The organism is Bradyrhizobium sp., from assembly GCF_035309285.1.
Lineage (GTDB): Bacteria > Pseudomonadota > Alphaproteobacteria > Rhizobiales > Xanthobacteraceae > Bradyrhizobium.
The window spans coordinates 50,615-76,246 of sequence record NZ_DATGFH010000132.1 but is presented as its reverse complement, the minus strand read 5'-3'; the positions used below and the strand labels follow the sequence as shown (position 1 = coordinate 76,246).

26 protein-coding genes are annotated in these 25,632 nt (G+C 63.9%); 15 read left to right on the top strand and 11 right to left on the bottom strand.

Features of this window, described 5'->3' with window-relative positions:
• Positions 1–57: 57 nt before the first annotated feature.
• A complete protein-coding gene (locus VKR55_RS24715; RefSeq protein ID WP_324407463.1) occupies positions 58–1,431 on the bottom strand; it encodes an MFS transporter in 1,374 nt (457 codons plus the stop codon).
• Here VKR55_RS24715 and VKR55_RS24710 point away from each other — a divergent pair.
• Positions 1,418–1,639 (top strand): hypothetical protein, encoded by a 222-nt coding sequence (locus VKR55_RS24710; protein ID WP_324407461.1) that lies wholly within the window; start codon positions 1,418–1,420, stop codon positions 1,637–1,639. The two genes, VKR55_RS24715 and VKR55_RS24710, sit on opposite strands and share 14 nt — an antisense overlap.
• A complete protein-coding gene (locus tag VKR55_RS24705; RefSeq protein WP_324407460.1) occupies positions 1,621–2,511 on the top strand; it encodes a LysR family transcriptional regulator in 891 nt (296 codons plus the stop codon). Before VKR55_RS24710 ends, VKR55_RS24705 begins: the two co-directional genes overlap by 19 nt.
• A gap of 34 nt (positions 2,512–2,545) precedes the next feature.
• On the opposite strand, the gene VKR55_RS24700 is transcribed toward VKR55_RS24705, so the two are convergent.
• The gene (locus tag VKR55_RS24700) at positions 2,546–3,919 is read right to left on the bottom strand and encodes an aminotransferase-like domain-containing protein (protein WP_324407458.1); all 1,374 of its coding nucleotides are present in this window, start codon (positions 3,917–3,919) and stop codon (positions 2,546–2,548) included.
• A gap of 295 nt (positions 3,920–4,214) precedes the next feature.
• On the opposite strand from VKR55_RS24700, the gene VKR55_RS24695 reads away from it, so the two are divergent.
• Genes VKR55_RS24695 through VKR55_RS24675 form a run of 5 tightly spaced genes read left to right on the top strand, consistent with a single transcriptional unit; the run spans position 4,215 to position 9,437 of the window.
• On the top strand, positions 4,215–5,096 hold the full coding sequence (locus tag VKR55_RS24695) for an FAD binding domain-containing protein (protein ID WP_324407457.1): 882 nt from the start codon (positions 4,215–4,217) through the stop codon (positions 5,094–5,096).
• Positions 5,093–5,587 carry a (2Fe-2S)-binding protein gene (locus tag VKR55_RS24690; protein WP_324407455.1) on the top strand — a complete coding sequence of 165 codons (495 nt, stop codon included), beginning with the start codon at positions 5,093–5,095 and terminating at the stop codon, positions 5,585–5,587. Before VKR55_RS24695 ends, VKR55_RS24690 begins: the two co-directional genes overlap by 4 nt.
• On the top strand, positions 5,584–7,986 hold the full coding sequence (locus VKR55_RS24685; protein WP_324407453.1) for a xanthine dehydrogenase family protein molybdopterin-binding subunit: 2,403 nt from the start codon (positions 5,584–5,586) through the stop codon (positions 7,984–7,986). Before VKR55_RS24690 ends, VKR55_RS24685 begins: the two co-directional genes overlap by 4 nt.
• Positions 7,983–8,960 (top strand): amidohydrolase family protein, encoded by a 978-nt coding sequence (locus VKR55_RS24680; protein ID WP_324407451.1) that lies wholly within the window; start codon positions 7,983–7,985, stop codon positions 8,958–8,960. The genes VKR55_RS24685 and VKR55_RS24680 overlap by 4 nt, the downstream gene beginning before the upstream one ends.
• 9 nt (positions 8,961–8,969) lie before the next feature.
• Positions 8,970–9,437, top strand: a complete 468-nt coding sequence (locus VKR55_RS24675) for an SRPBCC family protein (RefSeq protein ID WP_324407450.1) — start codon at positions 8,970–8,972, stop codon at positions 9,435–9,437.
• 105 nt (positions 9,438–9,542) lie between these two features.
• On the opposite strand, the gene VKR55_RS24670 is transcribed toward VKR55_RS24675, so the two are convergent.
• Positions 9,543–9,941, bottom strand: coding sequence for a hypothetical protein (locus VKR55_RS24670; protein WP_324407449.1), 399 nt, complete (start codon positions 9,939–9,941; stop codon positions 9,543–9,545).
• Between VKR55_RS24670 and VKR55_RS24665 the strand changes: the two genes are divergently transcribed.
• The 8 genes from VKR55_RS24665 to VKR55_RS24630 all read left to right on the top strand — a co-directional run bounded on the left by VKR55_RS24665 (position 9,934) and on the right by VKR55_RS24630 (position 16,745).
• Positions 9,934–10,431: a substrate-binding domain-containing protein gene (locus VKR55_RS24665; RefSeq protein ID WP_324407447.1), complete on the top strand. Its 498-nt coding sequence runs from the start codon at positions 9,934–9,936 to the stop codon at positions 10,429–10,431. The two genes, VKR55_RS24670 and VKR55_RS24665, sit on opposite strands and share 8 nt — an antisense overlap.
• Positions 10,428–11,231: an ABC transporter permease gene (locus VKR55_RS24660; protein WP_324407446.1), complete on the top strand. Its 804-nt coding sequence runs from the start codon at positions 10,428–10,430 to the stop codon at positions 11,229–11,231. The genes VKR55_RS24665 and VKR55_RS24660 overlap by 4 nt, the downstream gene beginning before the upstream one ends.
• Positions 11,228–11,986: an ABC transporter ATP-binding protein gene (locus tag VKR55_RS24655; RefSeq protein WP_324407445.1), complete on the top strand. Its 759-nt coding sequence runs from the start codon at positions 11,228–11,230 to the stop codon at positions 11,984–11,986. Before VKR55_RS24660 ends, VKR55_RS24655 begins: the two co-directional genes overlap by 4 nt.
• A gap of 5 nt (positions 11,987–11,991) precedes the next feature.
• Positions 11,992–13,404 carry an FAD-binding protein gene (locus VKR55_RS24650; protein WP_324407442.1) on the top strand — a complete coding sequence of 471 codons (1,413 nt, stop codon included), beginning with the start codon at positions 11,992–11,994 and terminating at the stop codon, positions 13,402–13,404.
• 21 nt (positions 13,405–13,425) lie between these two features.
• Positions 13,426–13,833 (top strand): PAS domain-containing protein, encoded by a 408-nt coding sequence (locus tag VKR55_RS24645; RefSeq protein ID WP_324407441.1) that lies wholly within the window; start codon positions 13,426–13,428, stop codon positions 13,831–13,833.
• 126 nt (positions 13,834–13,959) lie between these two features.
• Complete coding sequence (locus VKR55_RS24640) at positions 13,960–14,562, top strand: DJ-1/PfpI family protein (protein ID WP_324407439.1); 603 nt, start codon at positions 13,960–13,962, stop codon at positions 14,560–14,562.
• Between the two features lie 107 nt (positions 14,563–14,669).
• Positions 14,670–15,059: a ribbon-helix-helix domain-containing protein gene (locus VKR55_RS24635; RefSeq protein ID WP_324407438.1), complete on the top strand. Its 390-nt coding sequence runs from the start codon at positions 14,670–14,672 to the stop codon at positions 15,057–15,059.
• 354 nt (positions 15,060–15,413) lie between these two features.
• The gene (locus tag VKR55_RS24630) at positions 15,414–16,745 is read left to right on the top strand and encodes an MFS transporter (RefSeq protein ID WP_324407436.1); all 1,332 of its coding nucleotides are present in this window, start codon (positions 15,414–15,416) and stop codon (positions 16,743–16,745) included.
• Positions 16,746–16,790: 45 nt separating this feature from the next.
• On the opposite strand, the gene VKR55_RS24625 is transcribed toward VKR55_RS24630, so the two are convergent.
• The 8 genes from VKR55_RS24625 to VKR55_RS24590 form a co-directional block, all read right to left on the bottom strand.
• On the bottom strand, positions 16,791–17,789 hold the full coding sequence (locus tag VKR55_RS24625; protein ID WP_324407434.1) for an aldo/keto reductase: 999 nt from the start codon (positions 17,787–17,789) through the stop codon (positions 16,791–16,793).
• Between the two features lie 188 nt (positions 17,790–17,977).
• Positions 17,978–18,700, bottom strand: coding sequence for an HAD-IA family hydrolase (locus VKR55_RS24620; protein ID WP_324407432.1), 723 nt, complete (start codon positions 18,698–18,700; stop codon positions 17,978–17,980).
• Positions 18,697–19,644, bottom strand: a complete 948-nt coding sequence (gene cbbX, locus VKR55_RS24615) for a CbbX protein (RefSeq protein WP_324407431.1) — start codon at positions 19,642–19,644, stop codon at positions 18,697–18,699. Before cbbX ends, VKR55_RS24620 begins: the two co-directional genes overlap by 4 nt.
• A 20-nt stretch (positions 19,645–19,664) precedes the next feature.
• Entirely contained in the window at positions 19,665–20,087 is a 423-nt protein-coding gene (locus tag VKR55_RS24610; protein ID WP_324407430.1) for a ribulose bisphosphate carboxylase small subunit, read from the bottom strand.
• A gap of 12 nt (positions 20,088–20,099) precedes the next feature.
• Complete coding sequence (locus VKR55_RS24605) at positions 20,100–21,560, bottom strand: form I ribulose bisphosphate carboxylase large subunit (protein ID WP_324407428.1); 1,461 nt, start codon at positions 21,558–21,560, stop codon at positions 20,100–20,102.
• A gap of 31 nt (positions 21,561–21,591) precedes the next feature.
• On the bottom strand, positions 21,592–22,671 hold the full coding sequence (gene fba, locus VKR55_RS24600) for a class II fructose-bisphosphate aldolase (RefSeq protein WP_324407426.1): 1,080 nt from the start codon (positions 22,669–22,671) through the stop codon (positions 21,592–21,594).
• Between the two features lie 38 nt (positions 22,672–22,709).
• Positions 22,710–24,749: a transketolase gene (gene tkt / locus VKR55_RS24595; RefSeq protein WP_324407534.1), complete on the bottom strand. Its 2,040-nt coding sequence runs from the start codon at positions 24,747–24,749 to the stop codon at positions 22,710–22,712.
• A gap of 5 nt (positions 24,750–24,754) precedes the next feature.
• The gene (locus tag VKR55_RS24590; RefSeq protein WP_324407424.1) at positions 24,755–25,630 is read right to left on the bottom strand and encodes a phosphoribulokinase; all 876 of its coding nucleotides are present in this window, start codon (positions 25,628–25,630) and stop codon (positions 24,755–24,757) included.
• Positions 25,631–25,632 lie beyond the last annotated feature (2 nt).

Sequence of the window (25,632 nt, the reverse complement as noted above, 5' to 3'; positions counted from 1 at the left end):
TCTCCTTGCGCCTGATCTCTTCGAGAAACCGCTGCACACTCTACCAGGATTCACGCGCTAAGCGGTTGCGGGTTGATCGAGTTCTTCGGGCAAGCGTGTCGCTCTGCGCCGCGACAGGCCCAGCACCAGGACCGAGCCCGCCACCACCAGCGGCGGCACCGCCGCCAGCAGGAACAGGCTCGAGACCGGCAGATGCCGCGCGAGTAGAACGCCTGCGATCAGCGGGCCGCTGATCGAGCCGATCTTGGCGACCGACAAGGCCCAGCCGACGGCCGTGGCGCGATTGGCGCTGGGATAGAACTGGCCGACGGCGCTGTTCAGGCCCTGATGGCCGCCGACGACAAAGAAGCCGACGCAGAGCATCGCCACCAGGAAGGTGCCACCATTGAAGCCGGCAAAGCCGAGCGAAGCGACGAGCGGAGAGGCAATCAGTGGCACAACCGCAATGGCGAGCACGCCAAGACGGTCCAGCACGCGGCCAGCCATCAGCACGCCGACCGCGCCTCCCAGGCTGAACACGGTCAGGCCCATGGCAGCCTGGGCGGGCGTTCGGCCCGAGGCCTCCGCGAGGAGGGGAGTCCAGCTACTGAGGAAGAACAACGTGATGGAGCTTGCGATATAGGCGAGCCAGAGAAACGGCGTGACGATGGCGAGCCGTGCTTCGAACAGGGCCGCGATCCTCGACAATACGCCCGTGTCGGCGCCGGCCGGCACCGGTTCATCCGACATGATGAAGCGCATGCTTGCGCGGGCATCGAGGCGAGGTTCGATCCGGTTCAGGATGCGCGCGACTTCCGCGGGCCGGCCGTTCCGGACCACCAGGAACTTGATCGATTCCGGAAGCAGGAAGTAGCACAGGACGATGGCAGCGAGCGGAAGCACGCCGCCGACCGCAAACACGATCGGCCAGCCGAACTTCGGGACCAACCCGGCAGCGATAAAGCCGCCGAAGCTCGAACCGGCGACATAGCCGACCATGATGATTGCCACCACCGTGCCACGAAAACGGCTCGGCACGTATTCGAGATTGAGCGAGTAGCAAAGCGGCGCCAGTCCCCCGATGCCGATTCCTGCGAGGAAGCGCAGCACGATCAGGGAGGTGGTATCTCGCGCCCAGATGGTCGCGAGGGTGAAACCGCCGAACAGGACCATCGACGCCATGATCGACAGGCGGCGGCCAATGCGATCCCCGAGCGATCCGAAGACAAGGCCGCCGACCATGATGCCGAAGATGCCCGCGCTGAAAACGATCCCCAACGCGGCCTTGTCGATGCCCCAGGCGCGCACGATCGAGGGGGCGGCGAAGGCCATCGCCTGCAGGTCGTAGCCGTCCAGGAACATGATCGCCGTCGACAGGATCACGACGGTCAGCACCAGGCCGTTGCGGCGCTGGTTCTCGATCACGGTGGTGACATCGATGACGTCAGACATGCGCGCTTCTCCCCTGACGCCGTCTTTGTTTTTTGGTGACGGCTTGTCGGCAAATGGCATCGTCGATGGTCTGCAGCGCACGCGAAGCGGGCAGGTCGGCGGCGTCTTTCGCGGAAAGGAAGCCTATTTCCTTCGAGAATGCGGGAGAATAGGCTATTTTGTGCGACGATCTTTTCCAGATTGGATTAAATGGCAGATAGCCTATTGAACATGAAGGCGTTTCTCGCCACGGCGCGGGCCGGCAGCTTCTCCGAGGCGAGCCGGCAGCTCGGGGTGGCGCCATCCGTCGTCACCAAGCGGGTCGGCCAGCTGGAATGGTCGCTGCGAGCCACGCTGCTGCGGCGAAGCACGCGCCGCCTGCACCTTACCGACATCGGCGAGCGCTATCTCGACGTCATCCGCCAGATCGTGCGCGAGTACGATGAGATGGCGACGGGAATCCTGCGATCGCCGAACGAGCTCGAAGGCCACTTGCGGATCAAGGCGCCGGCGTCGCCGATGGCGATCGACCTCGCGCAGGTGCTGTCGTCGTTTCAGATCCGATATCCGCGGGTGACGCTCGACGCCGTCCTCGTCGATCGCACCGTGAACCCGGTCGAGGAGGGATTTGACATCGTTCTCACCATGATGCCGTCGTCCTTTGACGGCGTGCTCGAAGAGCCCTTGCATGTCTACGAGCGCGTGCTGTGCGCTGCGCCATCCTATCTGGCGCGGCGTGGTCATCCCCGGCATGTACGCGAGCTCGGGCATCACGAATGCATCGTGTTTTCGCCGATCGGTCCGGCCTGGACCTTCGCGGGCCGGAATGGCGTGACGACGGTCGCAGTCCGACCTCATCTCGTCACGAACAACGGCGCGCTTGTGATCGACACGCTGTGCGCAGGCAACGGCATCGCGGTGGTCTCGCGCGCCGCGGCTGCCGGAAAACTCAAGTCCGGAGCACTCGTCGAGCTGCTTCCCGATTTCCATGTCCCGGATCTCTGGCTGAAAGCGCTGGTTCCGGCGACGCGGTCAAACCTCGCGCGCGTGCAAACTTTGCTCGCCAGCATCCGTGAGGCTTTTCAAGGGGCGGGTGGGTGACGATCGACCGCGCCTGCTGCGCGGTGAGCGCACCTCACACGAACGAAATCGCTTCGGCGCTCTGCAGGATCTGCCGCAGCTCGGATAGCGCCTTTTCCAGAAGCGCCTCGCTTGCCGGGTATCCGACGCAGAGCCGGATGCCGAGCGTGCCGCGATCGACCTGCTGCAGGGCTCCCGGCGGCGCGATGGTGATGCCCGCTTGGGCAGCCTGCGTCACCAGCGCGATCAGCGTGCGGCCGGGCGGTATCGGCAGCCAGCGATGGAAGGGAGGCGTTCCGGCTATCGGCGCGAGCCAACGCCCGAGCAGGCGGTCGGCGATTTCATTGCGCCGCGCCGCCGCCGCCCGCTTGGCATGCACCTGCCGCGACAGGTCGCCGCTGTGAATGAGGCGCGCCACCACTTCGGCCATGATGGGTGAGGCCATCCAGCCGGTGGCGCGCACCGCATTGATGCAGCGGTCACGGAATCGCTCGGGCACGATCATCGTCGCGATCCGTAAGCCAGGCGCGAGGCATTTGGCAAAGCTCGTCACATAGAAGCTGCGGCTCGCGATCAACGCCGAAATCGGCGTCGGAGGCGAAGCAAACAGGAAGGCGTAGACATCGTCTTCCAGGACATAGGCGTTGTGCTTCTCGACGACATCGGCGATCTGCCGCCGCCGCGCCGGCGTCATGGTGGTTCCGATCGGCGTCTGCAGGCTTGGGGTTGCGAACACGACGCGCGCACCGGTCTCGGTGAACGCGCGATCGAGCGCGTCGGGCAACAGGCCCTCGTCGTCGCCGTCAACGCCGTGCAGCCGGTATCCGTTTTGCGCCGACAGCGCGATCATGCCGGAATAGGTGAAGCGCTCGGTCAGCACCGTGTCGTTCGGCGCCGCCACCATGTTGAGCGCGATCGAAAGTGCGTGCTGGCCGCCATGGGTGATGAAGAGGTTGTCGACGTCGGCCCTGATGCCGAGTGCCGTGAGCCACGCCGCCATGATCTCGCGATGCGCGGCGAGCCCCTGATGCGGCAGATAGCCGAGCAGGGGTGTGAGTGCGCCGTCGGCGAGGATCTCCGACAACACCGAAGCGATCAACTCATCCTCGCCGGTCGACGGCGGCGCATTCAGCGCGAGATTGATGGTGTCCTGCGCGGCGCCCTTTGCGCTCGCCGGCAGCCGACGGCGCTGCACGAAGGTGCCGCGGCCGACTTCGCCCGAAATCAGCCCGCGCGCCTCCGCCTCCGCATAGGCGCGCGACACGGTACCAACACTTAAACCGAGCTGGTTCGCCATATCGCGCTGGGGCAGCAGGCGCGTGCCCGGCTTGAGGATCCCAGCTTGGACGTCGTTCTCAAGCGACTGGACGAGCGCGAGGTAACGCGGTCCGTCGGATTTGCCGAGGACGGGGATCCATTCGCTGGACATGGACGTTTGCGACATTGGAGGCAGGCCAAGCTGATGCGTGATCTTGAAATAGTACAATTTTTGAATTGATGCAATTGTGGAGAGGCACATCGAGCCAAAGCGGGCCAGAGCTCGACGTTTGAAGCCGCTCGATGATCAAATAGTGGCAAAAAATCGATGCATTCGGACGAAGGTGTCAAATTGACCTATTGTAAGTTTGACATTGGTTCGTCTTTGCCCTTTATGCTGCCAGCAGGGAGAAAACGGCGATCGAAGGTGTCTCGCGCGCAGTCGTCGCCGCGCCGAAAAGACAACAATGAAACCTGCGCCCTTCGATTATGTCAGGCCGGATTCGCTTGGCGAGGCTTGCGAGATTCTGGCGTCCGACGAGGACGCGCGCATCATCGCCGGCGGCCAGACGCTGATTCCGATGCTGGCGATGCGGCTGGCGCGCCCGGCAAAGCTCGTCGACATCCTGCGGCTGCAGGAGCTGCACGGCATCCGCGCGGACGAGGGTGCAATCGTCATCGGCGCGGTGACGCGGCAGGTCGAGGTCGAGCGCAGCGAGATCGTCCGCCGATCGCTGCCGCTGCTTGCGAAGGCGCTTCCCTGGGTCGGCCATCCCCCGACCCGCAACCGTGGCACGGTCGGTGGTTCGATTGCCAATGCCGATCCGTCCGCCGAGATACCGCTGGTGGCGGTCACACTCGGCGCCGAGATCGAGATCGCCAATCCGCCCGACCGCACGCGGATGCCGGCCGACGACTTCTTCATCGGCCCGATGCTGACTTCGGTGATGCCAGGCGATTGCGTCTGCGCGGTGCGCTTTCCGGTCTGGACGCATCCGCGGGTCGGCACCGGCTTCCACGAAGTCAGCGCTCGCCAGTCGGACTTCGCCTTTGTGGCCGCAGCGGCGCAGGTTGCGCTGGATGAATCGGGACGTTGTATCGCGGCGACACTCGGCTTGGGCGGCGTCGGCGATCGCGCGATCCGGATCGATGTCGCGCCGCTGATCGGCGACATACCGGCGCGAAAGAAGATCGCGGATGTCGTGCGTGCCGCGACCGGGAATCTCGAAGCGAACTCCGATCTGCATGCGAGCGCGGATTATCGCCGCCGCGTCGCCGCGACCCTCGGCATTCGTGCGCTGGAGGATGCGTTCACTGAGGCGGTGTCCGCAAATGGAGCCTCGCCATGAAGGTCAGGCTCACCATCAACGGACGAGAGCGCGAGGCCGATGTCGAGCCGCGCAAGACGCTGCTCGACACGCTGCGCGAAGACTTTCTCCTGGTCGGCAGCCATGCCGGATGCGAGCACGGCGTCTGTGGCGCCTGCACCGTGCTGATCGACGGGGAGCCTTCGCGATCCTGTCTGATGTTCGCGGTCCAGGCCGACGGCTATGACATCACCACCATCGAGGGGCTGGCGCCCGCTCCGGGTGAATTGAGCATCGTGCAGGATGCGTTCTGCGAGACCCATGGCCTGCAGTGCGGCTATTGCACGTCCGGAATGATCCTCGCCGCGCACGCGCTGCTCGAACGCAACGATGCGCCGACGCGCGCGGATATTTTGGAGGCGATCTCCGGGAATATCTGCCGCTGCACCGGTTACGGGCAGATCGTCGAAGCGATCGAGCACGCCGCCGATCGGCTGCGAAAGACGAACGTTCCGCGTGGAGGCCGTCCGTGAGCAACGTGCCTCCGCTGAAGTTTGTCTCATCCAATCGCAGGGTGCGCGAGGATCGCCGCTTCGTCGCCGGTCAGGGGCGTTACGTCGCCGACGTCGCGCTGGAAGGCTTGCTGCATGTCGCGCTGTTGCCCTCGCAGCATCCGGCGGCGCGCATCGTCTCGATCGATACGACTGAGGCGATGAAGATGCCCGGCGTGCACTACGTGCTGACCGGCGAGGAATTGGCCAAGGCGGTCGATCCGTTGATGAATGGCCTTGACACGCCGAGCGTGCGGCGCTTCCCGCTGGCGGTCTCCCGGGTGCGCTATGCCGGCGAATGGGTCGTGGCCGTGGTCGCCGAAAGCCGTGCGCAGGCCGAGGACGCCACCGAAAAAGTGAGGGTCGAATATGAGCCGCTTCCTTACGTGATCGATTCCGAAGCGGCGTTCGGTTCCTCGAGCCCGCCGGTGCACCCTGAGCATGGCTCTAACGTGCTGCTCGACAAGACCTTCGTCTGGGGCGAGGTCGAGAAGCACTTTGCCGAAAGCCCGCGGCATCTGTCGTTCCGCGTGGTCTGGGGCCGCAGCTCGACCGTGCCGATCGAAACTTTTGGCGTTGCCGCCAGATGGGACCCCTGGCGCGAGATCCTTGATGTTTGGGCCTCGATCCAGATGCCGAAATATTCCGACCGGACAGCGCGGTCGCTCCGCATCCCGCTCAACAATGTCCGGGTGCATCAGGATGTCGACGTCGGCGGCAGCTATGGCGTCAAGCGCGGCATCAAGCAGACCGTCATCGTGGGTCATCTGGCGCGCATTCTGGGGCGGCCGGTGCGGCTGATCGAGGATCGGCTCGACAATATGCGTGCAGGCGACGCGCATGGCCCCGACCGAATCTTCGATGTCGAGGTCGCCTTCAACGACGACGGCCTCGTCAAGTCGATGAAGATGCGCGCGCTGGACAATGTCGGCGCCTATGCCGGCCGCTCGCCGTTTCAGCTCGGCAAGCCGATCGGCGCCATCGTCGGTCCTTACAGAATCGAGAGCGTGCAGTATCGCGCGGTCGCGGTGACCTCGAACAAGGCGGCACAGGAAGCCGTGCGCGGTTTCGGACAGGCGCCGACCAACTATGCGATCGAGACGGCGATCGACAAGGTGGCCGCGACGTTGGGCCTGGACCGCATCGAGGTGCGCCGGCGCAATTTCATCCGTAGCGAAGAATTTCCCTATCTCATTCCGAGCGGCACGCGCTACGACAGCGGCGATTATCACACCGTTGTCGCCAAGGTGTTGGCACACGCCGACTACGAAGCCTTGAAGCACGAACGCGACGCGCTGCGCGCCTCCGGCTTCTGTGCCGGCATCGGCATTGCCGCTTGCCTCGAGCCCTCCGGCGGAAACTCGGCCTTTGAGCCGCTGCTTAACGAGAAGAACACCACCTCGACCTGGATGGAATCCTGCCGCATCAATGTCGACGGCCTCGGCTTCGTCACCGCGACCATTCACACGACCTCGTCGGGGCAGGGCCACGAGACGCTGGCGGCGACCGTGATCGGCGAGGTGCTCCAGATCGATCCCGACCTGATCCGCATCGTGCGCCCCGACACGCTGTCGAGCCTGCCGTCGAACTCGCCGGTCGGCAGCCGCATGGCGATCATGCTTGGCGGCGCGGCATTTCATGCGGCGCAAAAGCTGAAAGCCAAGATCATCCGCATCGCCGCGCATCAATTTGGCTGCGCCGAGAAGGACGTCACTTACGAAGGCGGCACAGTTTCGAACGCGGCGCTGAACAAGAAGCTATCATGGGCCGAGCACGTCACCATCGCTCACCGCAATTTTCATCTGCTGCCCGAGGGCATGGAGCCGGGCCTGGAAGTCACGCATGTGATGCAGGTGCCGACCGGCACCAAGCTTCCCGAAGGTGGCCGGGTGCAGATGTATCCGTGTCACTCCTTTGAGTTCCACCTCGTGCTGATCGCCTTCGACCCCGAAATCGGCAAGCCGGAGATCAGGCGCTATGTCATCGGGCACGACTGCGGCACCGTGATCAATCCGCGCATCGTCAAGGGCATGACGCTTGGGGGCATCGCTCACGGCATCGGCGCCTCGCTCATGGAAGAGTTCGTCTATGACGGCGAAGGTCAGCTCGTGACGCAGAGCTTCATGGATTATCTGTTGCCCTCGTCGCATGAAGTGCCGCATGTCGAGATCGTGCATCATTGCACGCCATCGCCGTTCACCGTGTTCGGCCAGAAGGGATCGGGAGAGAGCGGCTATCTCGGCTCGCCGGCTGCGATTTCCAGCGCCATCAATGATGCCGTCGCGCCGCTCGGCATCTCGTTCTCGAAACTTCCGATCCGAATATCGGCCATCAGCGACGCGATCGCGGCCGCAACGAACAAGGAAAACGCGCCTCGATGATTATCGATTGTCATGCCCATCTTGTGCCGCCCGCGCTGCTCGACGCGATCAGGGCGGAGCAGGCGAAGTTTCCCTCGATCAGGCTGATCGAGGAGGGCGGGAGCCTCGGCTTTGCCTTTGCCGGGAACAAGCCGACGCGGCCGGTCTCCAGGCCGCTGAGCGATATCGCAGGCCGGCTTGCCTGGCTCGACAGCAACAAGATTGATCGCCAGATCGTGGGCGGCTGGCTCGACATGTTTGGCTACGAGATCCCCGCTGAAGAAGGACTCCGCTGGTCGCGTCTCATCAACACCCATCTCGCCAAGATCGCCAAGGAGCAACCGCGGTTCATTCCGCTCGCGACCGTGCCGCTGCAGGACGGCGCGCGCGGCGCCGAGGTACTGAAGGAAGCCCACAGTCAGGGTTTCAAGGGCGCCATGATCGGCACGCAGCCCAAGGGCCGCGGTGGTGTGCTGGACGATCCGTCGCTCCTGCCGTTCTGGGAAGCAGCCAACAGCCTCGGATCGATCATCTTCATCCACCCGGTCTTTGAAAGCGGCGATGATCGGGTCCACGATTATGGCATGGCGAACGCCGTCGGACGCATCACCGATACGCTGATCGCGATGTCGCGCCTGATCTACGCCGGCCATATCGCGCGCTTTGGCAACGTCAGGATCGTTGCGGGCATCGGTGGCGCCGCGCTGCCTTACGTGATCGGACGTCTGCGCAGGAACTATTCGCTCGACAAGGACAAGCTCGGTGATCCCGATGCCGCGCTGGCGGCGATGTATTACGACACGATCGTGCAGGATTCCCGCGCGCTGCGCTACCTCGCCGATATCGTGGGTCCGGCCCGCATCATGATGGGGTCCGACATGCCGTTCCCGATCGGCGATCTGGCGCCGCTCAAGATCGTGCAGGAGACGCGCTTCACGGACGCCGAGCGCGCCGGCATCTATGGCGGCGCGGCGCAGACATTGTTCGCCTTGTGAGGTCTTGCCGTGAAGCTTGATATCGGAGGCAATGAAGCGATGCCCGCGTCCGTCGAGGCGCTGTGGGCCGCGCTGAACGACCCGAAGGTGCTGACGCGCTGTGTGCCCGGCTGCAAGAGCATGACCGGGATCGGACCGGATGCGTACAAGGTCGACATGCAGCTCAAGGTCGCGGCCGTTGGGGGCTCGTTCGAAGGCGAGATCGCGCTGTCGGACAAGGCGCCGCCGCGCAGTTGCAGCATCAAGGTGTCCGGGGCCGGCACGCTCGGCCATGGCAACGGCTCGGCGCGCTTCGAGATCGAGCCGGACGGCGAGAACGGCTCGCGGCTGATCTACAAGGGAACGGGCGAGATCGGAGGTCTTGTCGCCGGCGTCGGACAGCGCGTCCTCGGCAGCGTGTCGAAGCACCTGATCGGACGCTTTTTCGCGGCGCTGCGAAAGGAATTTGAGCAGCCGATCAGCGGCGCGGCCGGGTAACAGGGAAGGGAGCAGACGGTGAGGAAACATGTTGGAATCACACTGGGCCTGCTGATGGCAGCCGCGATGGCGTCGCCCGTTTCGGCAGAAGAGCTCTCGAAACTCTCAATCGTCATTTTCGGTCCGCCCTCGCTCGGCGCGTTCCTGCCGCCGATCATCAAGGCACAAAAGCTCGACGAGAAGAATGGACTGTCGATCTCGTTCGAAGAACGGCCGCCGGACGCATACACCGCACAATTCAACTCCGGTGAATTCGAGCTCGGCGGCAGTGCCTCGCTGCTCACCGTCGGCCTCGCCGACTTGCGCGGCGTCAAGGTCACCTATCTCTTCAACCTCTTTGATTTCTGGGGAACGGTCGTCACCTCGCGGCCCGAGATCCAGACGCTGAAGGACCTTGAAGGCAAGGACCTGGCGGCGGCCAAAGGCACCACCAATTACCGTGATGTTCGACTGGTTCGCGCGGCAGCTCGGCGCCGATCCCAAAAAATTCTCCGTCGTGAACACGGCGACACCCGGCCTTGTCGGTTATGCGCTGGCCGACCGTGCCACCGCCGTGCAGCTCTGGGAGCCGGCCTACACGACGCTGCGCGCCAAGAAGCCGGATATCAGGACCATCGATCTGAAGATTGCCGAAAGCTGGCAAAAGGCGACGGGCTCCAAAAACATCCCCTATCTCGGCGTTGCCGCCCACACCGATTGGGCCGAGAAAAACAAGGCCCTCATTCCGAAGCTTTATGCTGCCTACAAGGAAGCCGGTGCGTGGGCGACGGCGCATCCCGATGAGGCCGCCAGGCTGATCCTGCCGAAGGGAACGGACGATGACCGCAAGGCGATCGCCGATCTCATTCGCGCCAATGACCGGCTTGGCATGAACATCCGCGCTGCCGTGGAAATCAAAAAGGAAATCAAGTCGGTCTATGACGCCGGCAAGTCGATCGGTTTCCTGCCGTCCGATCCTTCCACTGCGACGATCTACGACGGGCCGATGCAATGACGATGCCGGAGGCCACGACGCCAACAGGCTGGAGCGCGGCGATCGGCCGTCGCGGACTCTCTTATGTTCTGCCCTTTGTCGTCGTGGCCGGGCTCTGGCAGATTGCCTCGACCTTCTTTCCGCCGTTTCTGTTTCCCTCGCTCATCGATGTCTTCAAGCGCTGTATCGACATTCTCACGAGCTGGAGCCAGTTCGCGGATGTGCTCGCCACCGTCGGCCGCATCCTGGCAGGGCTCGCCGGCGCCTTCCTGATCGGGGCCGCACTCGCGGTTCTGATGGTTCGCTCGCGCGCCATCAACGACTTCCTTGCGCCGATCCTGACGCTGTTCCAGGGGATTCCGGCCTTGTCCTGGGTGGTGTTCGCGATCATCTGGTTCCACGGCATCGAGCCGCGCATCTTCTTCATCATGGTGATGACGACGCTGCCCGCCTTCACCTTCCAGGTGTTGGGCGCGCTGCAGGCGATGTCGCGTGACCTCATGGAAATGGTCATGAGCTTTCGCCCCACGCGGGCCAAGCTGTTCCGCGTCATGATCATTCCCGCCATCCTTCCCGACATTCTCACCGCCTGGAAGGTCAATCTCGGCAACGCGTCGCGTGTGGTGGTCGTAGCCGAGCTGGTCGGGGCAACAGGCGGCGTGGGCTACGAATTGCTGCAGCAGCAACAGGTGTTCGATATGGCCGGCGCGCTCGCCTGGACGCTGCAGCTCGTGTTCTTCGTGCTGATCGCGCAGGCCGTGCTGACTTTCGTGGAGAGTATCGCGCTTCGATACCGCGCGGCGTCGGAGCGCACGCTGTGACCTCGACGCCTCCCATCATCAACCTCAAGAGCGTCTCGAAATCGTTCGGCAAGATCGGCGCAACATCCGCCTATGTCGCGGTCGATCGGCTCGATCTTCAGGTCGGGCAGGGGCAATTGCTGGCGCTGCTCGGCAAGACCGGCTGCGGCAAATCGACGATCTTCAACATGATCGCGGGCCTGACCGAGCCGACAGCCGGCGATGTAATGGTCTGTGGCCGCAATCCGTTCCGGGAGTTCGATTCCTTCCGTGGCAAGATGGCGATCGTGTTTCAGGGCGATCGGCTGCTGCCGTGGCGGACGGCCGTGCAGAACGTCGAGCTTGGTCTGGAGATGCTCGACGTGCCTATACTGAAGCGGCGGGAGACCGCACTGCGCTGGCTCGGCACGCTTGGCCTGCGCGGCCATGAGCATGATTATCCGCATGCGCTTTCCGGCGGCATGCGCCAGCGTGTCTCGATTGCGCGCGCTTTTGCAACCGACGCTGGCATTTTCCTGTGCGACGAACCATTCTCGGCGCTCGATGAGGTGACCGGGCGGACCCTGCGCGCCGAGTTCGTGAGGCTGGTCCGGGAAAGCGGCAAGACCGCCGTCTTCATCACCCATTCGATCAACGAGGCGCTGGAGATCGGCGACCGCATCGTCGTGTTGAAGCGTCCCGCCACGATCGCGATCGATCTGCCGCTTTCGGCCGCAACGCCGCTGGTCGAGAAGGAGGCGATCCGTCACCAAATTCAAAGCGTGCTGGCGGCCTAGCACCAATGGCCGCGAAGAGACTCAAACTTGTCGTCGCAGGGCACGGGGCCGCGGGGCTGGCAGCGGCGGTTGCGGCCGCCGAAGAGGCAAAGCGCCGCAACGCGGCGATCGACATCACCATCCTTGAGAAAGCGCGCGAAGAGGAGGCCGGCGGCAACACCCGTTTCAGCCCCTCCTATATGCGCATGGCGGCGCCCGACCGCATCGCGCCTGGTTTCGAGGCGGATATGCGCGAGGCGATCGGCGACCGGGGTGATGCGGATTATTTTCGTACCCTTGCAGAGCGTGCGGCATCAACGATGGCGTGGCTGCAAGGTCATGGCATCGCCTTCACCATTCCGACCTACTATCTGAGCGTCGGCCCGCCGCGCATCCAGCCGGTCGGCGGCGGACTTGCCATCGTCGAACGGCTCGGGCGGGCCGCGAAGATGGCCAACGTCGCGATCCACTTTGAGAGTGCCGCGACGCGGTTGATCGTGAGCGGGGGCCGGATCAGCGGAATTGAGGTTCAATCCGCGGGCTGCGCCGTTTCAACGTTTGAAGCCGACGCCGTCGTGCTCGCAACTGGTGGATTCCAGGGCGACGCTGCGATGACGGAAGCACAATTTGGACCGCGCGCCCGTACGTTCAAGCTGATTTCGCCTGGGACGCGCTTTGATACCGGCGACGGGATCCGCATGGCGAAGGAGCAGGGCGCGCGCACCTCCGGCGATTGGGACGGAATGCACATCGAGCCGGTTGATCCGCGCAGCCACCATCCCGCGCCCGTCGTGCTGGTCTACCCCTACGGCATCGTCGTCGATCAAACCGGACACCGTTTCTTCGATGAAGGCGGTGGCCTCGTGCACGAAACCTGGGAGGGTTTCGCGCGCGACATCCATTTTTCGCGCCCGAACAGCATCGCCTACGCCATCCTCGACAGTCGTCTGTGGGAGATCGTCGATTACCAGCGCGCCGTCCGCTCTGAGGTCGCGCCTTTCCAATCCGACACAGTGGAAGAGCTTGCCGCCCGGATTGACGTTCCACCCGATGCCTTGCGGCAGACGGTCGATGCCTTCAATGCTGCTGCTCGCGGCGACGTATCGCGCTTCGACGCGACGCGTCGCGATGGGCTCGCTGCGTCAGTGACACTGGTGCCACCGAAATCGAACTGGGCGAGGCCGCTCGACCAGCCGCCGTATCTCGCCTATCCCCTGATCGGCGCCATCGCGTATACGTTCGGTGGCCTCGCCACCAATGCGAAGGCCGAGGTGCTGGGCGACGGCGGGCCGATTCCGGGGCTTTACGCGGCGGGAGAAACCACCGGCCACTTCTACGGCACCGCGCCGAACGCCGTGTCGATGCTGCGCGCGCTCGTGCTCGGCAGGGTCGCGGGCCGGCAGGCAGCCGACTATCTTCTGGTGCAGAGGTTGCCTTAAGCTCACTCCGGAGGTGCTTCCATGAAAGATCGACCCGAACTGGCCGAGATGATTCTCGATCAAGTCGCAGATGCCGTCATCTTTGCGGATCGTTCGGGAACGATAACGCGTTGGAACCAGGCTTCAACCGAGCTGTTCGGCTACTCGCCGCAGGAAGCCATTGGCGCGAACCTTGATCTCATCATTCCCGAGCATCTGCGCGCTGCGCATTGGCGAGGATTCGATGCGGCGATGACCAGCGGTGCCTTGAAGCTCCAGGGCCGTCCGACGCTCACGCGTGCGCAACACAAAAGCGGACGCAAGCTCTACGTCGAGCTCACCTTTGCGCTCGTGAAAAGCGGCGCGGGAGGCGAAGTGATGGGCTCCGTTGCGATGGCGCGCGACGTCACGGAGCGCGTTGAGAAAGAGCGTGCCGCGCGCGCAAAATAGCAAACCAGGATGCTGCGAGTCGCGATCTCTGCGTTAACGGGTTAACACCCGGACTTTGCCGCCCTGCTCTATCCTTCCACCGGGCCTGAAAATGGGCTCGGCGCCACACATGAGGGAGGATGATGCATGAGCGGACATCGCATTCTGATGATCGTTGGTGATTTTGGCGAGGACTATGAGACGATGGTTCCGTTTCAGACGCTGCTCGCCGTCGGCTATACGGTTCATGCCGCCTGTCCCGGCAAGGCCGCAGGTGACACCATCGCAACATCGATCCACGATTTCGAGGGGCAACAGACCTACTCCGAAAAGCGCGGACACAATTTCGCGCTGAATGCGACGTTTGCGGAGATCGATCCTTCAAGTTACGACGCACTTGTTATCCCGGGCGGCCGCGCGCCCGAATATCTCCGCACCGATGCGCGGGTGATCGAGATCGTCAGGCATTTCTTCGCTGCTGAAAAGCCCGTAGCCGCCATCTGCCACGCCGCGCAGCTTCTTGCCGGGGCAGGCGTCTTGAAGGGACGCACCTGCTCGGCCTATCCGGCTTGTCGCGTCGAAGTCGAGCTGGCCGGCGGCATTTACGCCGACGTCCCGATCGACGGCGCCGTGACCGATCGCAATCTGGTCAGCGCGCCGGCCTGGCCGGCTCATCCGGCCTGGCTGGCGCAATTCCTTGCTGTGTTGGGGACGACGATCAGCCATTCCAGCCAGCGCCGCGCTGCATAGCGTTCCGCCCTGCGACGCGCTGCAAAGACGGTCCTTTGCGTGCAATCGCCGAGCGGAATGATAAGCTGACCGCCGGCCGAGTTGCCGAAGTCTCAGGAGGTCGTCCGATGTGCAGGCTTTTTGTCAACGCGGATCCGGAGCTCTGGGAGACTCATTTGAAATCCGTGCGCATGCGCGGCTTCTCCACCAGCGTTCGCCTGGAGAATTTGTACTGGCGAATTCTGAAGGAGATCGCAGCGCGCGATGGCATGACGCTGTCTCAGCTCCTGGACCGCCTGCACGACGAACTATTAGAGGATCAAGGAAGTGTGGAGAACTTTTCCTCGTTCCTGCGAGTGTGCTGCGGCCGGTATCTGATGCTGCAGCTCGCCGGAGATATTCCACGCGATCTTGCCACACCGATCAGGTCTCTTGACGCCGGCCATATTCTCGCCCGAGAGGCACGGCGCCTTGCTGCAGGTGATCAAGCCGCCAAGTCTCAATTGAAGGCCCTTTGATCCAAGGCGGCCATGATGCACAGCAACAATCCACTGCTTTGATGCGATCGACGAAGCTCGACAGCAGGATTTCGCAGACCAAGGTAGAATTTACCCTGCCGATCGGGTAACTAGATTTTTGCTTCGGAAGACCGTGTCATTAGGGATGTCCACTCCCGCAATGGCGAACGGTTGGTGCCGTTCGCTATCGAGAACTGGCTTTTCCCGCAGCCGGCATGGGCACGACGTGCGCGCAATGACGGCGTCGTCCCAACCAAACAAAAAACTGACTGGGGAATCACCTCCACGGCCGTGGACGGTGAGCGAAACGAATTCCAGACGGCGCCCGATCGATGCGGGCCCAGGAGGGTCAGAATGACAGCATTGGACATCACGGCCGGCCCATTGCCGGAAGCCGAACATCAGTCGCAACTGCGCCGCGCAATGATCGCGAGCACGGTGGGCACCTGCATCGAATGGTACGATTTCCTGCTCTACAGCACGGTCACCGGCCTTGTCTTCGGCAAGCTGTTCTTTCCCAAGTCCGATCCGCTGGTTGGGGTGCTGGAAGCGTTCGCCGTCTACACCGTGGGTTTCATCGCCCGGCCGATCGGCGCCGCGATCTTTGGCCACTACGGCGACCGCCTCGGCCGCAAGGGCGCGCTGATCGCCACATTGCTATTGACCGGGATTGCCACGGCGGCGGTCGGCCTTGTCCCCACCTATAGTCAGATCGGTATCTGGGGTGCTGTCATCCTGACCATCATCCGCTTCATCCAGGGCGTCGGCGTCGGCGGCGAGTGGGGCGGCTCGGTGCTGCTGTCGATGGAGTGGGCGCGGACCAACCAGCATCGCGGCTTCATCGCCTCCTGGCCGCAGTTCGGTGCTCCGGCCGGGCTGCTGTTGGCCAACATCGCGGTGCTCGTGTTCAGCCGCGTTTCCGGCGACCAGTTCCTGGTCTGGGGTTGGCGTATCCCGTTCCTGCTCTCGATCGTGATGATCGCCATCGGGCTCTACATCCGGCTCGGCATCATGGAGACGCCGACATTCCGGCGCATCGTGGCCGAAAACCGCGTCGCGCGGGTCCCGGTCATCGAGGTGATCAAGCAGCAGCCGCGGTCGATCATCCTGTCGGCGCTGGCGCGGATGGCCGAGCAGGCGCCGGCTTACATCTACCTGGCCTTCGTCTTCGCCTACGGCACCCAGGTCATCCATCAGGATCGCGACTTCCTGCTCATCTGTCTGATTTTGGCCGGCGTCCTGTCGCTCTTCACGGTTCCGTTCGCCGGATACTTGTCGGATCGGATCGGGCGCAAGCGCATGTACTTGATCGGTTCGGTCCTGACCGGACTGTTCGGCTTTGCCTATTTCGCCATGATGAACACGGCAATGCCCGTGCTGGTTTTCATCGCGATCATGCTCTCATTTGTCCCGCATGACTTGATGTATGGCCCGCAGGCGGCGTTGATTGCCGAATGCTTCACCCCGCGGCTGCGCTACAGCGGCTGCTCGATCGGCTACCAGCTCGCCTCGGTCATCGCGGGCGGCCCAGCGCCGCTGATCGCTACAGCGCTGCTCGCGGCGACCGGATCCGGCTACGCGATCGCGGGTTACATTGCATTCTGCGCCGTCGTCAGCATCATCTCGACCGCGATGATGCCCGACTACACCAACAAGGACATTTCCGAGGAGCACAACAGGCCTTGATGAAATGCCCGATGGCCGCCGGGTCGGGACGATTCGGCGGCCATTTCACCGCGGTTCGCCGGAAAATGCTTGCCGCAGTGCCGACAGCCGGTCGAGCGCCGCGTTCGGCAGCGGACCCTTTTCGACTGCGGCGAGCGCGTCATCGAATTGTTGCGGCGTCGCGATGCCGACCAGGATCGTGCCCATCGCCGGATGCGACAGCGCAAACCGCGTGGCGGCTTCGGTCAGGTTTGCGTCGAACCCCTCCTTCACCAGCGGCATGAGCCGGCGCGCGCGATCAAGATCGGCATCGTAGCTCATCGCTGAGCCGATTGGCTCGGGCGCCGGGCTCGCGATCGGGTGACGCTCGGCCGAGCCCGACAATGCGCCGCCGGCCAGCACGCGAATGCCGATCACGCCGACGCCGGCTCTCTGGGTAGAATCGAACAGCCGTCCATAATCCTGTGCCGGATAGTTTGGCGGCAAGGCCTCGGCAGCAGATGGATTGAGCATATTGTAGACGACCTGGGCGCTGTCGAAGGCACGAGAATCGATCACCTGCTGCAGCGCCGCCGTGTCGCCCACGGCTGTGATCCCGAGGAAACGGGTCTTGCCCTGCTGACGCAGCCGCTCGAAGACCGGCACGACCTCGCCCAGCACCTGTTTGACGCTCAGCGCCGATTCGCTTTCTGTCTCGGCGATCGCGTTGTGCAGGTGAAAGATGTCGACGTGGTCAAGACCGAGCCGCGAGAGACTGCCTTCGAGCGAGGTGGTGACCGCACCGGCAATGCGGCCGTAGTCGTTGGGCGGCAGCCTGACCTTGGTGCCGACGATCGCATTGGCCGGTTTCAGCTTTCGCAGAACGCGGCCCAGGTTCTTTTCCGATTCGCCGTTGCCGTATTGCACTGCGGTGTCGAAATAGTTCACGCCGGCGGCGAGCGCCTTTGCAACGGTGCGCTCCTGGTCGGCGGCGTCGCCGCGCACCATCAATCCGCCGACCGCGCCGCAGCCGAAACCCAGCACCGAGAGCTGCATTCCCGTGCGCCCAAAGACCCGCAACTCCATCGCCGTTCCTCCGAAGGTTCGCTCCCGCGTCGTTCGACTACGCCCCACTTCGGTCTGGGCGCAATGGGAGCCTTGTTATCGGAGCGTATCGTAACGGAGGATGCGATCAACGGCCACGGCCGAGGCGAAGCCATGCCGGGATGCCGTGGCTCGTCGACGCCTCAGCCGGATGGCGCCAACACCGAGGTCTAAGCAACCTGCGTGAGCTCGTCGACGACCGCAAGCGCCGATGAGAAATCTTCGTCGCGGAAATACTCACTGCGGGTAATGAGCACGGGAACACCGGCGGCAGCGGCGGACTTCAGGCCGTTGGCGGAATCCTCGATGGCGAGGCAGTCGCTCGGGGGGCGCCCGAGTCTTGCCAGCACCTCGAGATAGACATCGGGCGCCGGCTTCTTGCGCGCGACCTCGTCGCCGGCAACGACAGCCGCAAACAGGTTTCGCCACTGCTGGCCGAGGGTGCCCGACAAAAGCTTCTCCACGTTGCCGAACGTGGTGGTGGTCGCAATCGCAAGCCGCTGGCGGCGGGCGATGGCCGCGTGGATGAAGGCCTCGACGCCGGGCCGCAGCCGGCACGTGTGCTGCGCCATCAGGCGGGCATAATGCCGGGTCTTCCTCTGGTGTACCTCCGCAAGCTGCGTTTCCGAATATCGATAAGGCGGCAGTTGCGTTTTCGCGTATGCGCGCAGCCGCTCCTTGCCGCCGGCAACGCGCAGCAGTTTCCTGTAGGTGCCGCGATCCCAATACCACTCGATACCATGTTCGAGAAATGCGGCATTGAAGGCGCGGCGATGAATGCCTTCGGTCTCGGCGAGGGTGCCGTCGACGTCGAAGATCAGGGCATCGGCCTGCGCGATCCGATCCTTCAGGCGGGAGGGGCGCGAAATTCCAAGAGGCAGGATGGCGTTCATGATTGTCTCGCCGGGTTATCCGACCCTCCCGAGAAAACGCGGCTTGCCAGGACGTCGCCGGCTTCGATCGACGTCAGCTCGTCGCTGGTGAGGATGCGGTCAAGGTTCGATACCAGCCGGTTCGCCTGTCGCAGCCGGATGCGGTCGAGCGCATTGCGGATCGAGCGCGCGTTGGAGAACAAGGGTTGGGCCTTGCGCAGCGCGATGTAGCGAATGAACGCCTCGCGTGCATCAGGTGAAAGCCGGTAGTTCTGTTCGGCCAGCATCAGCTCGGCAATCGCCAGCAGCTCCGCATCGGTATAGTCGGGGAAATCGACGTGATGGGCGATGCGCGAGCGGAAGCCGGGATTGGAGCGGAAGAACCGCTCCATGCGATCGGTATAGCCCGCGAGGATCACGACCAGATCCTCGCGCTGGGACTCCATCACCTGGAGCAGGATCTCGATCGCCTCCTGTCCGTAGTCGCGCTCGTTCTCGGGACGGTAGAGGTAATAGGCCTCGTCGATGAACAGCACGCCGCCCATCGCTTTCTTCAGGATCTCCTTGGTCTTCGGGGCGGTGTGGCCGATGTACTGGCCGACGAGATCGTCCCGCGTCACGTTGATGACGTGACCGCGGCGGACGAAGCCGAGCCGATGCAGGATGCCGGCCATCCGCAGCGCCACCGTGGTCTTGCCGGTGCCGGGATTGCCGGTGAAGGACATGTGAAGCGTGGGATATGTGCTTGCAAGCGACATCTTCCGGCGGATGCGCTCGACCAGCAGCAGCGAGGCGATCTCGCGAATCCGGGTCTTGACCGGAACGAGGCCGATCAACTCGCGGTCGAGCTGCGCCAGGATCGAGGCGATGTCGACCGTCTCGAACTCGCGCCTGAGATCGACGGAGGAGGGGACCTCCTCTCGCGGGACGTCACTCGGCACGGCTTGCAGATTGGAATGAGCCATGGTCTCTCCGACCCAACGCGTCAGGATTGATAGCGCTCGCCTTCCGGGTGCTCGGTTGCGTAGGCGCGTGTGCTGTAGCGGATGTTGCGGCCGGCCGCCTCCTGCCGCTCGAGCCGGAAGCCAGGCTCCTCTTTCGGCCGGTTCACGATGAAGGAGATGCGGACCGACTCCCAGCCGTGCGAGGAGTCGAAACCGGAAAGACGGATGTAGCGATCGCCATAGACGCGCCGGCAGTCGGCGAGCTCCTTCATGATGCCCGCGGCATCGCGCAGGTCGAACATGGGTAGTCCCCACATCTCCCAATAGGTGTTGCGGGGATGCGGGTCGTCGGTGAACTCGATGTTCACCGCCCAGCCCTTGTCGAGGCAGTATTGGACCTGGCTCTTGATCTGATCGTCGGTCAGGTCGGGAAGGAACGAGAAACAGCCCTGGGTTATACGCATGGCTTTGACCTTTCACATTGCGAGGCTCGGCGTCGGCACGAAGTCCGGCGAGTCCGTCGATTCGTAGTTGAAGGTGACGTCCTTCCAGACCTCCAGCGCCTCGCGCAGCGGCGTGCAGGAGAGCGCCGCCTTGGCCAGGATCTCCGGACCCTCGTGGACGTAGTCGCGGCCCTCGTTGCGGGCGAGGATCATCGTTTCCAGCGCGACGCGGTTGGCGGTGGCGCCGGCCTGGATCCCATGCGGATGGCCGATGGTGCCGCCGCCGAACTGCAGCACCACGTCTTCGCCGAGGAGATCGAGGAGCTGATGCATCTGCCCGGCATGGATGCCGCCAGAGGCCACCGGCATCAGCTTGTTCAGGCTCGCCCAGTGCTGGTCGAAGAAGATGCCGTGCTCGAGCTTGATCGGATTGAAGTCCTCGCGGCAGACGTCGTAATAGCCGCGCGTGGTGTTAGGGTCGCCCTCGAGCTTGCCGACCACCGTGCCGGCATGGATGTGATCGACGCCGGCAAGCCGCATCCATTTGGCGATGACGCGGAAGGAAATGCCGTGGCTGCGCTGCCGCGTATAGGTGGAGTGGCCCGCGCGGTGCAGATGCAGGATCATGTCGTTCTTGCGCGCCCATTTCGCCATCGACTGGATCGCGGTGTAGCCGATCACGAGGTCGATCATGACGATGTTGGAGCCGAGCTCGCGCGCGAACTCCGCGCGCTCATACATGTCCTCCATGGTCGCGGCAGTGACGTTGAGGTAGGTGCCCTTCATTTCGCCGGTCGCAGCCTGCGCACGATTGACGGCTTCCATGCAATAGAGAAAGCGCTCACGCCAGTGCATGAAGGGCTGCGAGTTGATGTTCTCGTCGTCCTTGGTGAAATCGAGCCCGCCCTTCAAGGCTTCATAGACCACACGGCCATAGTTGCGGCCGGACAGGCCGAGCTTCGGCTTTACTGTCGCGCCAAGCAGCGGGCGGCCGAACTTGTCGAGCCGTTCGCGCTCGACCACGATGCCGGTGGCCGGGCCCTGGAACGTCTTCACATAGGCGACCGGCATGCGCATGTCTTCGAGCCGTAACGCCTTCAAGGGCTTGAAGCCGAACACGTTGCCGATGATCGAGGCCGACAGATTGGCGATCGATCCCGGCTCGAACAGGTCGAGGTCGTAGGCGATATAGGCGAAGTAGCTGCCCGGCGAAGACGGCACCGGATCGACGCGATAGCATTTGGCGCGATACTTCTCCGCCGCGGTCAGGCGGTCGGTCCACACCACGGTCCAGGTCGCGGTCGAGGATTCGCCCGCGACCGCGGCGCAGGCTTCCGTCGGATCGACGCCATCCTGAGGGGTGACGCGGAACAGCGCGATGACGTCGGTGTCCTTGGGCTCGTAATTCGGCTCGTAGTAGCCCATGCGCTTGTATTCCATCACGCCGGACTTGTAGCGTTCCTTGCCGCGGACGGTGATCGACTCATGCTTCATGTGACGCTCCTTTCGAGGTTGGCGGCCGGCGTCAGGCCGCGACAGTCATGTCGGTTTTCGGATCGAGCGCGCCCGCGCGATAGCGGCGCGCCATTTCGGCAAGCGGAATGGGTTTCAGGCGGCTCGCATTGCCGGCGGTGCCAAATTGCTCGAAACGCTCGCGGCAGAGATCGCGCAGCGCGTCCATCGCCGGTTTCAGGAATTTTCGCGGATCGAATTCGTCTTTCGCCTGCACCGCGACTTTCCGGAAGATCGCAGTCATGGCAAGCCGGCAGTCGGTGTCGATGTTGACCTTGCGCACGCCGTGTTTGATGCCGCGCGCGATCTCTTCCACCGGCACGCCCCAGGTCTGCGGCATCTCGCCGCCGAAGGCGTTGAACATGTCCTGCAGCGGCTGCGGCACCGAGGACGAGCCGTGCATCACGAGATGCGTGTCCGGCAGGCGGCGGTGGATTTCCTCGACCACGCGCATCGCCAGGATGTCGCCGTCAGGCTTGCGGCTGAACTTGTAGGCGCCGTGCGAGGTGCCCATCGCGATCGCAAGCGCGTCGACCCTGGTCGCGCAGACGAAATCGACCGCCTGATCCGGATCGGTCAGAAGCTGGTCGTGGCTGACCGCGCCTTCGGCGCCGTGGCCGTCCTCCTTCTCGCTTGCACCATGCTCGAGCGAGCCGAGCACGCCGAGCTCGCCTTCCACCGAGGCGCCGATCCAGTGCGCCATGTGGGCGACGCGCCTGGTGATGTCGACATTGTAATCGTAGTCGGCAACGGTCTTGCAGTCGGCCTTCAGCGAGCCGTCCATCATGACCGAGGTGAAGCCGTGCTGGATCGCGGTGGCGCAGGTGGCTTCGTCATTGCCGTGATCCTGGTGCAGACAAAGCGGGATATGGGGAAACGTCTCGACCAGCGCATCGATCATCCGCGAGAGCATGATGTCGCCGGCATAGGAGCGCGCGCCGCGGGATGCCTGGATGATGACGGGCGCATCGACGGCGTCGGCGGCCTGCATGATGGCAAGGCCCTGCTCCATGTTGTTGATGTTAAAGGCCGGCACGCCATAGCCGCGCTCGGCGGCGTGATCGAGCAGTTGCCTCAGAGTGATCTTTGCCATTTGTTATCTCCGGATGCGGTGGCTCTTCGGTTTGAATGTCAGGCGGCAGCCGACTGCGCCTTGACGCGCTCGATTGCGCGCTCCGCGGCCGCGACGACCGCCTCGGCCGTGATGCCGAATTGCGCATAAAGCTCGCCGGCCGGCGCGGACGCTCCGAAGCCGGTCATGCCGACGAATGCACCGTCATCGCCGAGAAAGCGCGCCCACGCGCCTTCGACCGCGGCCTCGATACCGATGCGCGGCGCGCCCCCAAGCACTTTCGCGCGATAGGCTCCGTCCTGCTTGGCAAACAGCTCGAAGCAGGGCGCTGAGACGACCGCGGCGGCGATGCCGCGCTTGCCGAGTTGCCCGGCTGCGTCCATCGCGATTGCGACCTCCGATCCCGTGGCGATCAGGGTCACGTCGCGCGCGTTTGCCGGCTCTGCCAGTACATAGGCGCCGAACGCGAGCGGGTTTTCGGCCGCGAAATCGCGATCGAGCACGGGCAGGGCCTGACGCGACAGGCAAAGGATCGAGGGCTGTCGCGTTGCGCGCAGCGCGCAGTCCCAGGCCTGCGCAGTCTCGATGGCGTCCGCGGGCCGGAACACCAGGAGATTGGGGATCGCGCGCAGCGCGGCCAGATGCTCCACCGGCTGGTGCGTCGGTCCATCTTCGCCAAGCCCGATCGAATCATGCGTCATGACATGGATGACGCGCAGGCCCATCAGCGCCGCAAGACGAATCGCCGGCCGGCTGTAATCGGAGAAGGCGAGGAACGTGCCGCCATAGGGAACGAAGCCGCCATGCAGCGCGATGCCGTTCATGGCAGCCGCCATCGCGTGCTCGCGAATGCCGTAGTGAACGTAGCTGCCGCCATAGGCGCCGGGCCGGACCGTCTGCTGGGCCCTCGTGAGGGTGAGATTGGAGTGCGTCAGATCGGCCGAGCCGCCGAGCAGGTTCGGCGCGGCCTGCGTGATCGCCTCAAGCACCTGTTGCGAGGCCTGGCGGGTCGCGATCTTCGGCCGCTCGTCGGCGAAGCGTGATTCGATCTCGCGGAGCGCAAAGCCGGCCTCGCATCCCAACTCGCTGTTGAGCGCGTCCTCGAGGCGCTCACGCTCGAAGTCGCCCAGCCTCTCGAAGCGCTCCATCCAGCCGTGCCGGGCGACGCGGCCACGCGCGCCGACGGCACGCCAGCGGGCGAGCAGATCCTCCGGCACCTCGAATGGCGCGTACGGCCAGTGCAGCGCCTCGCGCGTTTTGGCGATCTCGTCGCTGCCGAGTGGCGCGCCGTGGACTTTCTCGGTGCCCTGGCGCGTTGGCGCGCCGTAGCCGATCACGGTGCGGCAGACGATCAGCGACGGACGGTTGGTCTCGCGCTCTTCGGCAATGGTCTTCGCGATTGCCTCATGGTCGTGGCCGTCGACCCGGTGCACCGACCAGCCCGACGCCAGGAAGCGGATCAACTGATCGTCGGAGCACGACAGCGATGTCGCGCCGTCGATGGTGATCTGATTGTCGTCATAAAGGACGATCAGCCGCGAGAGCTTCAGGTGTCCGGCGAGCGAAATCGCTTCGTGGCTGATCCCCTCCATCAGGCAGCCGTCGCCGGCGATCACATAGGTGAAGTGATCGACCAGGTCGTCGCCGAAGCGCGCATTCAGCATGCGTTCGGCGAGCGCCATGCCGACCGCGGTCGCCAGTCCCTGTCCGAGGGGGCCGGTGGTGGTCTCGACGCCGGGCGTATGGCCGTATTCGGGATGGCCCGGTGTTTTCGAGCCCCACTGGCGAAAGCGCTTCAGCTCATCCAGTGTCATGGCGCTGTAGCCGGTCAGGTGCAGCAGCGCATAGAGCAGCATCGAGCCGTGCCCCGCCGACAGCACGAGGCGATCGCGATCCGGCCAGTCCGGCTCCGCGGCGTCGAATTTCAGGAAGCGGGAGAACAGCACGGTTGCGACATCGGCCATGCCCATCGGCATGCCCGGATGGCCCGACTTCGCCTTCTCGACGGCGTCGGCGGCAAGAAAGCGCACCGCGTTTGCCATCGCCACAAGGGATGGCTGCGGGCGAGAGCCGGTTGTCGTCGTGATGGGTGTGGGCATGACCGTCATAGCGAGCGCCTCTTGCGTTCGATGAGCTGCAGGATGAGCGGCGTGAGGATCAGTTGCATCGCCAGGTCGAGCTTTGATCCGGGGATTACGATCGAGTTCGCGCGCGACATGAAGCTGTGCGGGATCATCGAAAGCAGATAGGGGAAGTCGATGCCGCGCGGATTTCGGAGGCGAATCACGACCATGGATTCATCCGGGGTCGGTATCCACCGCGCGATGAACGGGTTCGATGTGTCGACCGTCGGGATGCGCTGGAAATTGATGTCGGTCTCGGTGAACTGCGGGCAGATGTAGTTCACATAGTCGGGCATACGCCGCAGAATCGTGTCGGTCACCGCCTCCGTCGAGTAGCCGCGGTCGGAACGATCGCGATGCAGCTTCTGGATCCACTCGAGGTTGATCACCGGCACGACTCCGATCTTCAGATCGGCGTATTGCGCGACATTCACCTTCTCGGTGACGACGGCGCCGTGCAGCCCCTCGTAGAACAGGAGTTCGGAATTGTCCGGCAACGGCGCCCAGCGCGTGAACGTGCCTGGTTCGGCACCATAGAGCGCCGCTTCCTCGGCGTCGTGGACGTAATGGCGCGTCATCCCCGTGCCGGTTTCGCCATACTCGCGAAAAGTCTTCGCGAGCTCCTCGAACAGGTTGGTCTCGGGGCTGAAATGACTGAAATGCTTGTTGCTGCGTTCGGCCTCCTCCGCCATCTTTTGCCGCATCTCGGCGCGGTCATAGCGGTGGAAGGCGTCGCCTTCGATGAAGGCCGCAGTCACGTTCTCGCGGCGAAAGATCTGCTCGAAGGTCTTCTTGACCGACGTCGTGCCGGCGCCGGAAGAGCCTGTGACCGAGATGATGGGATGCCGGCGGGACATTG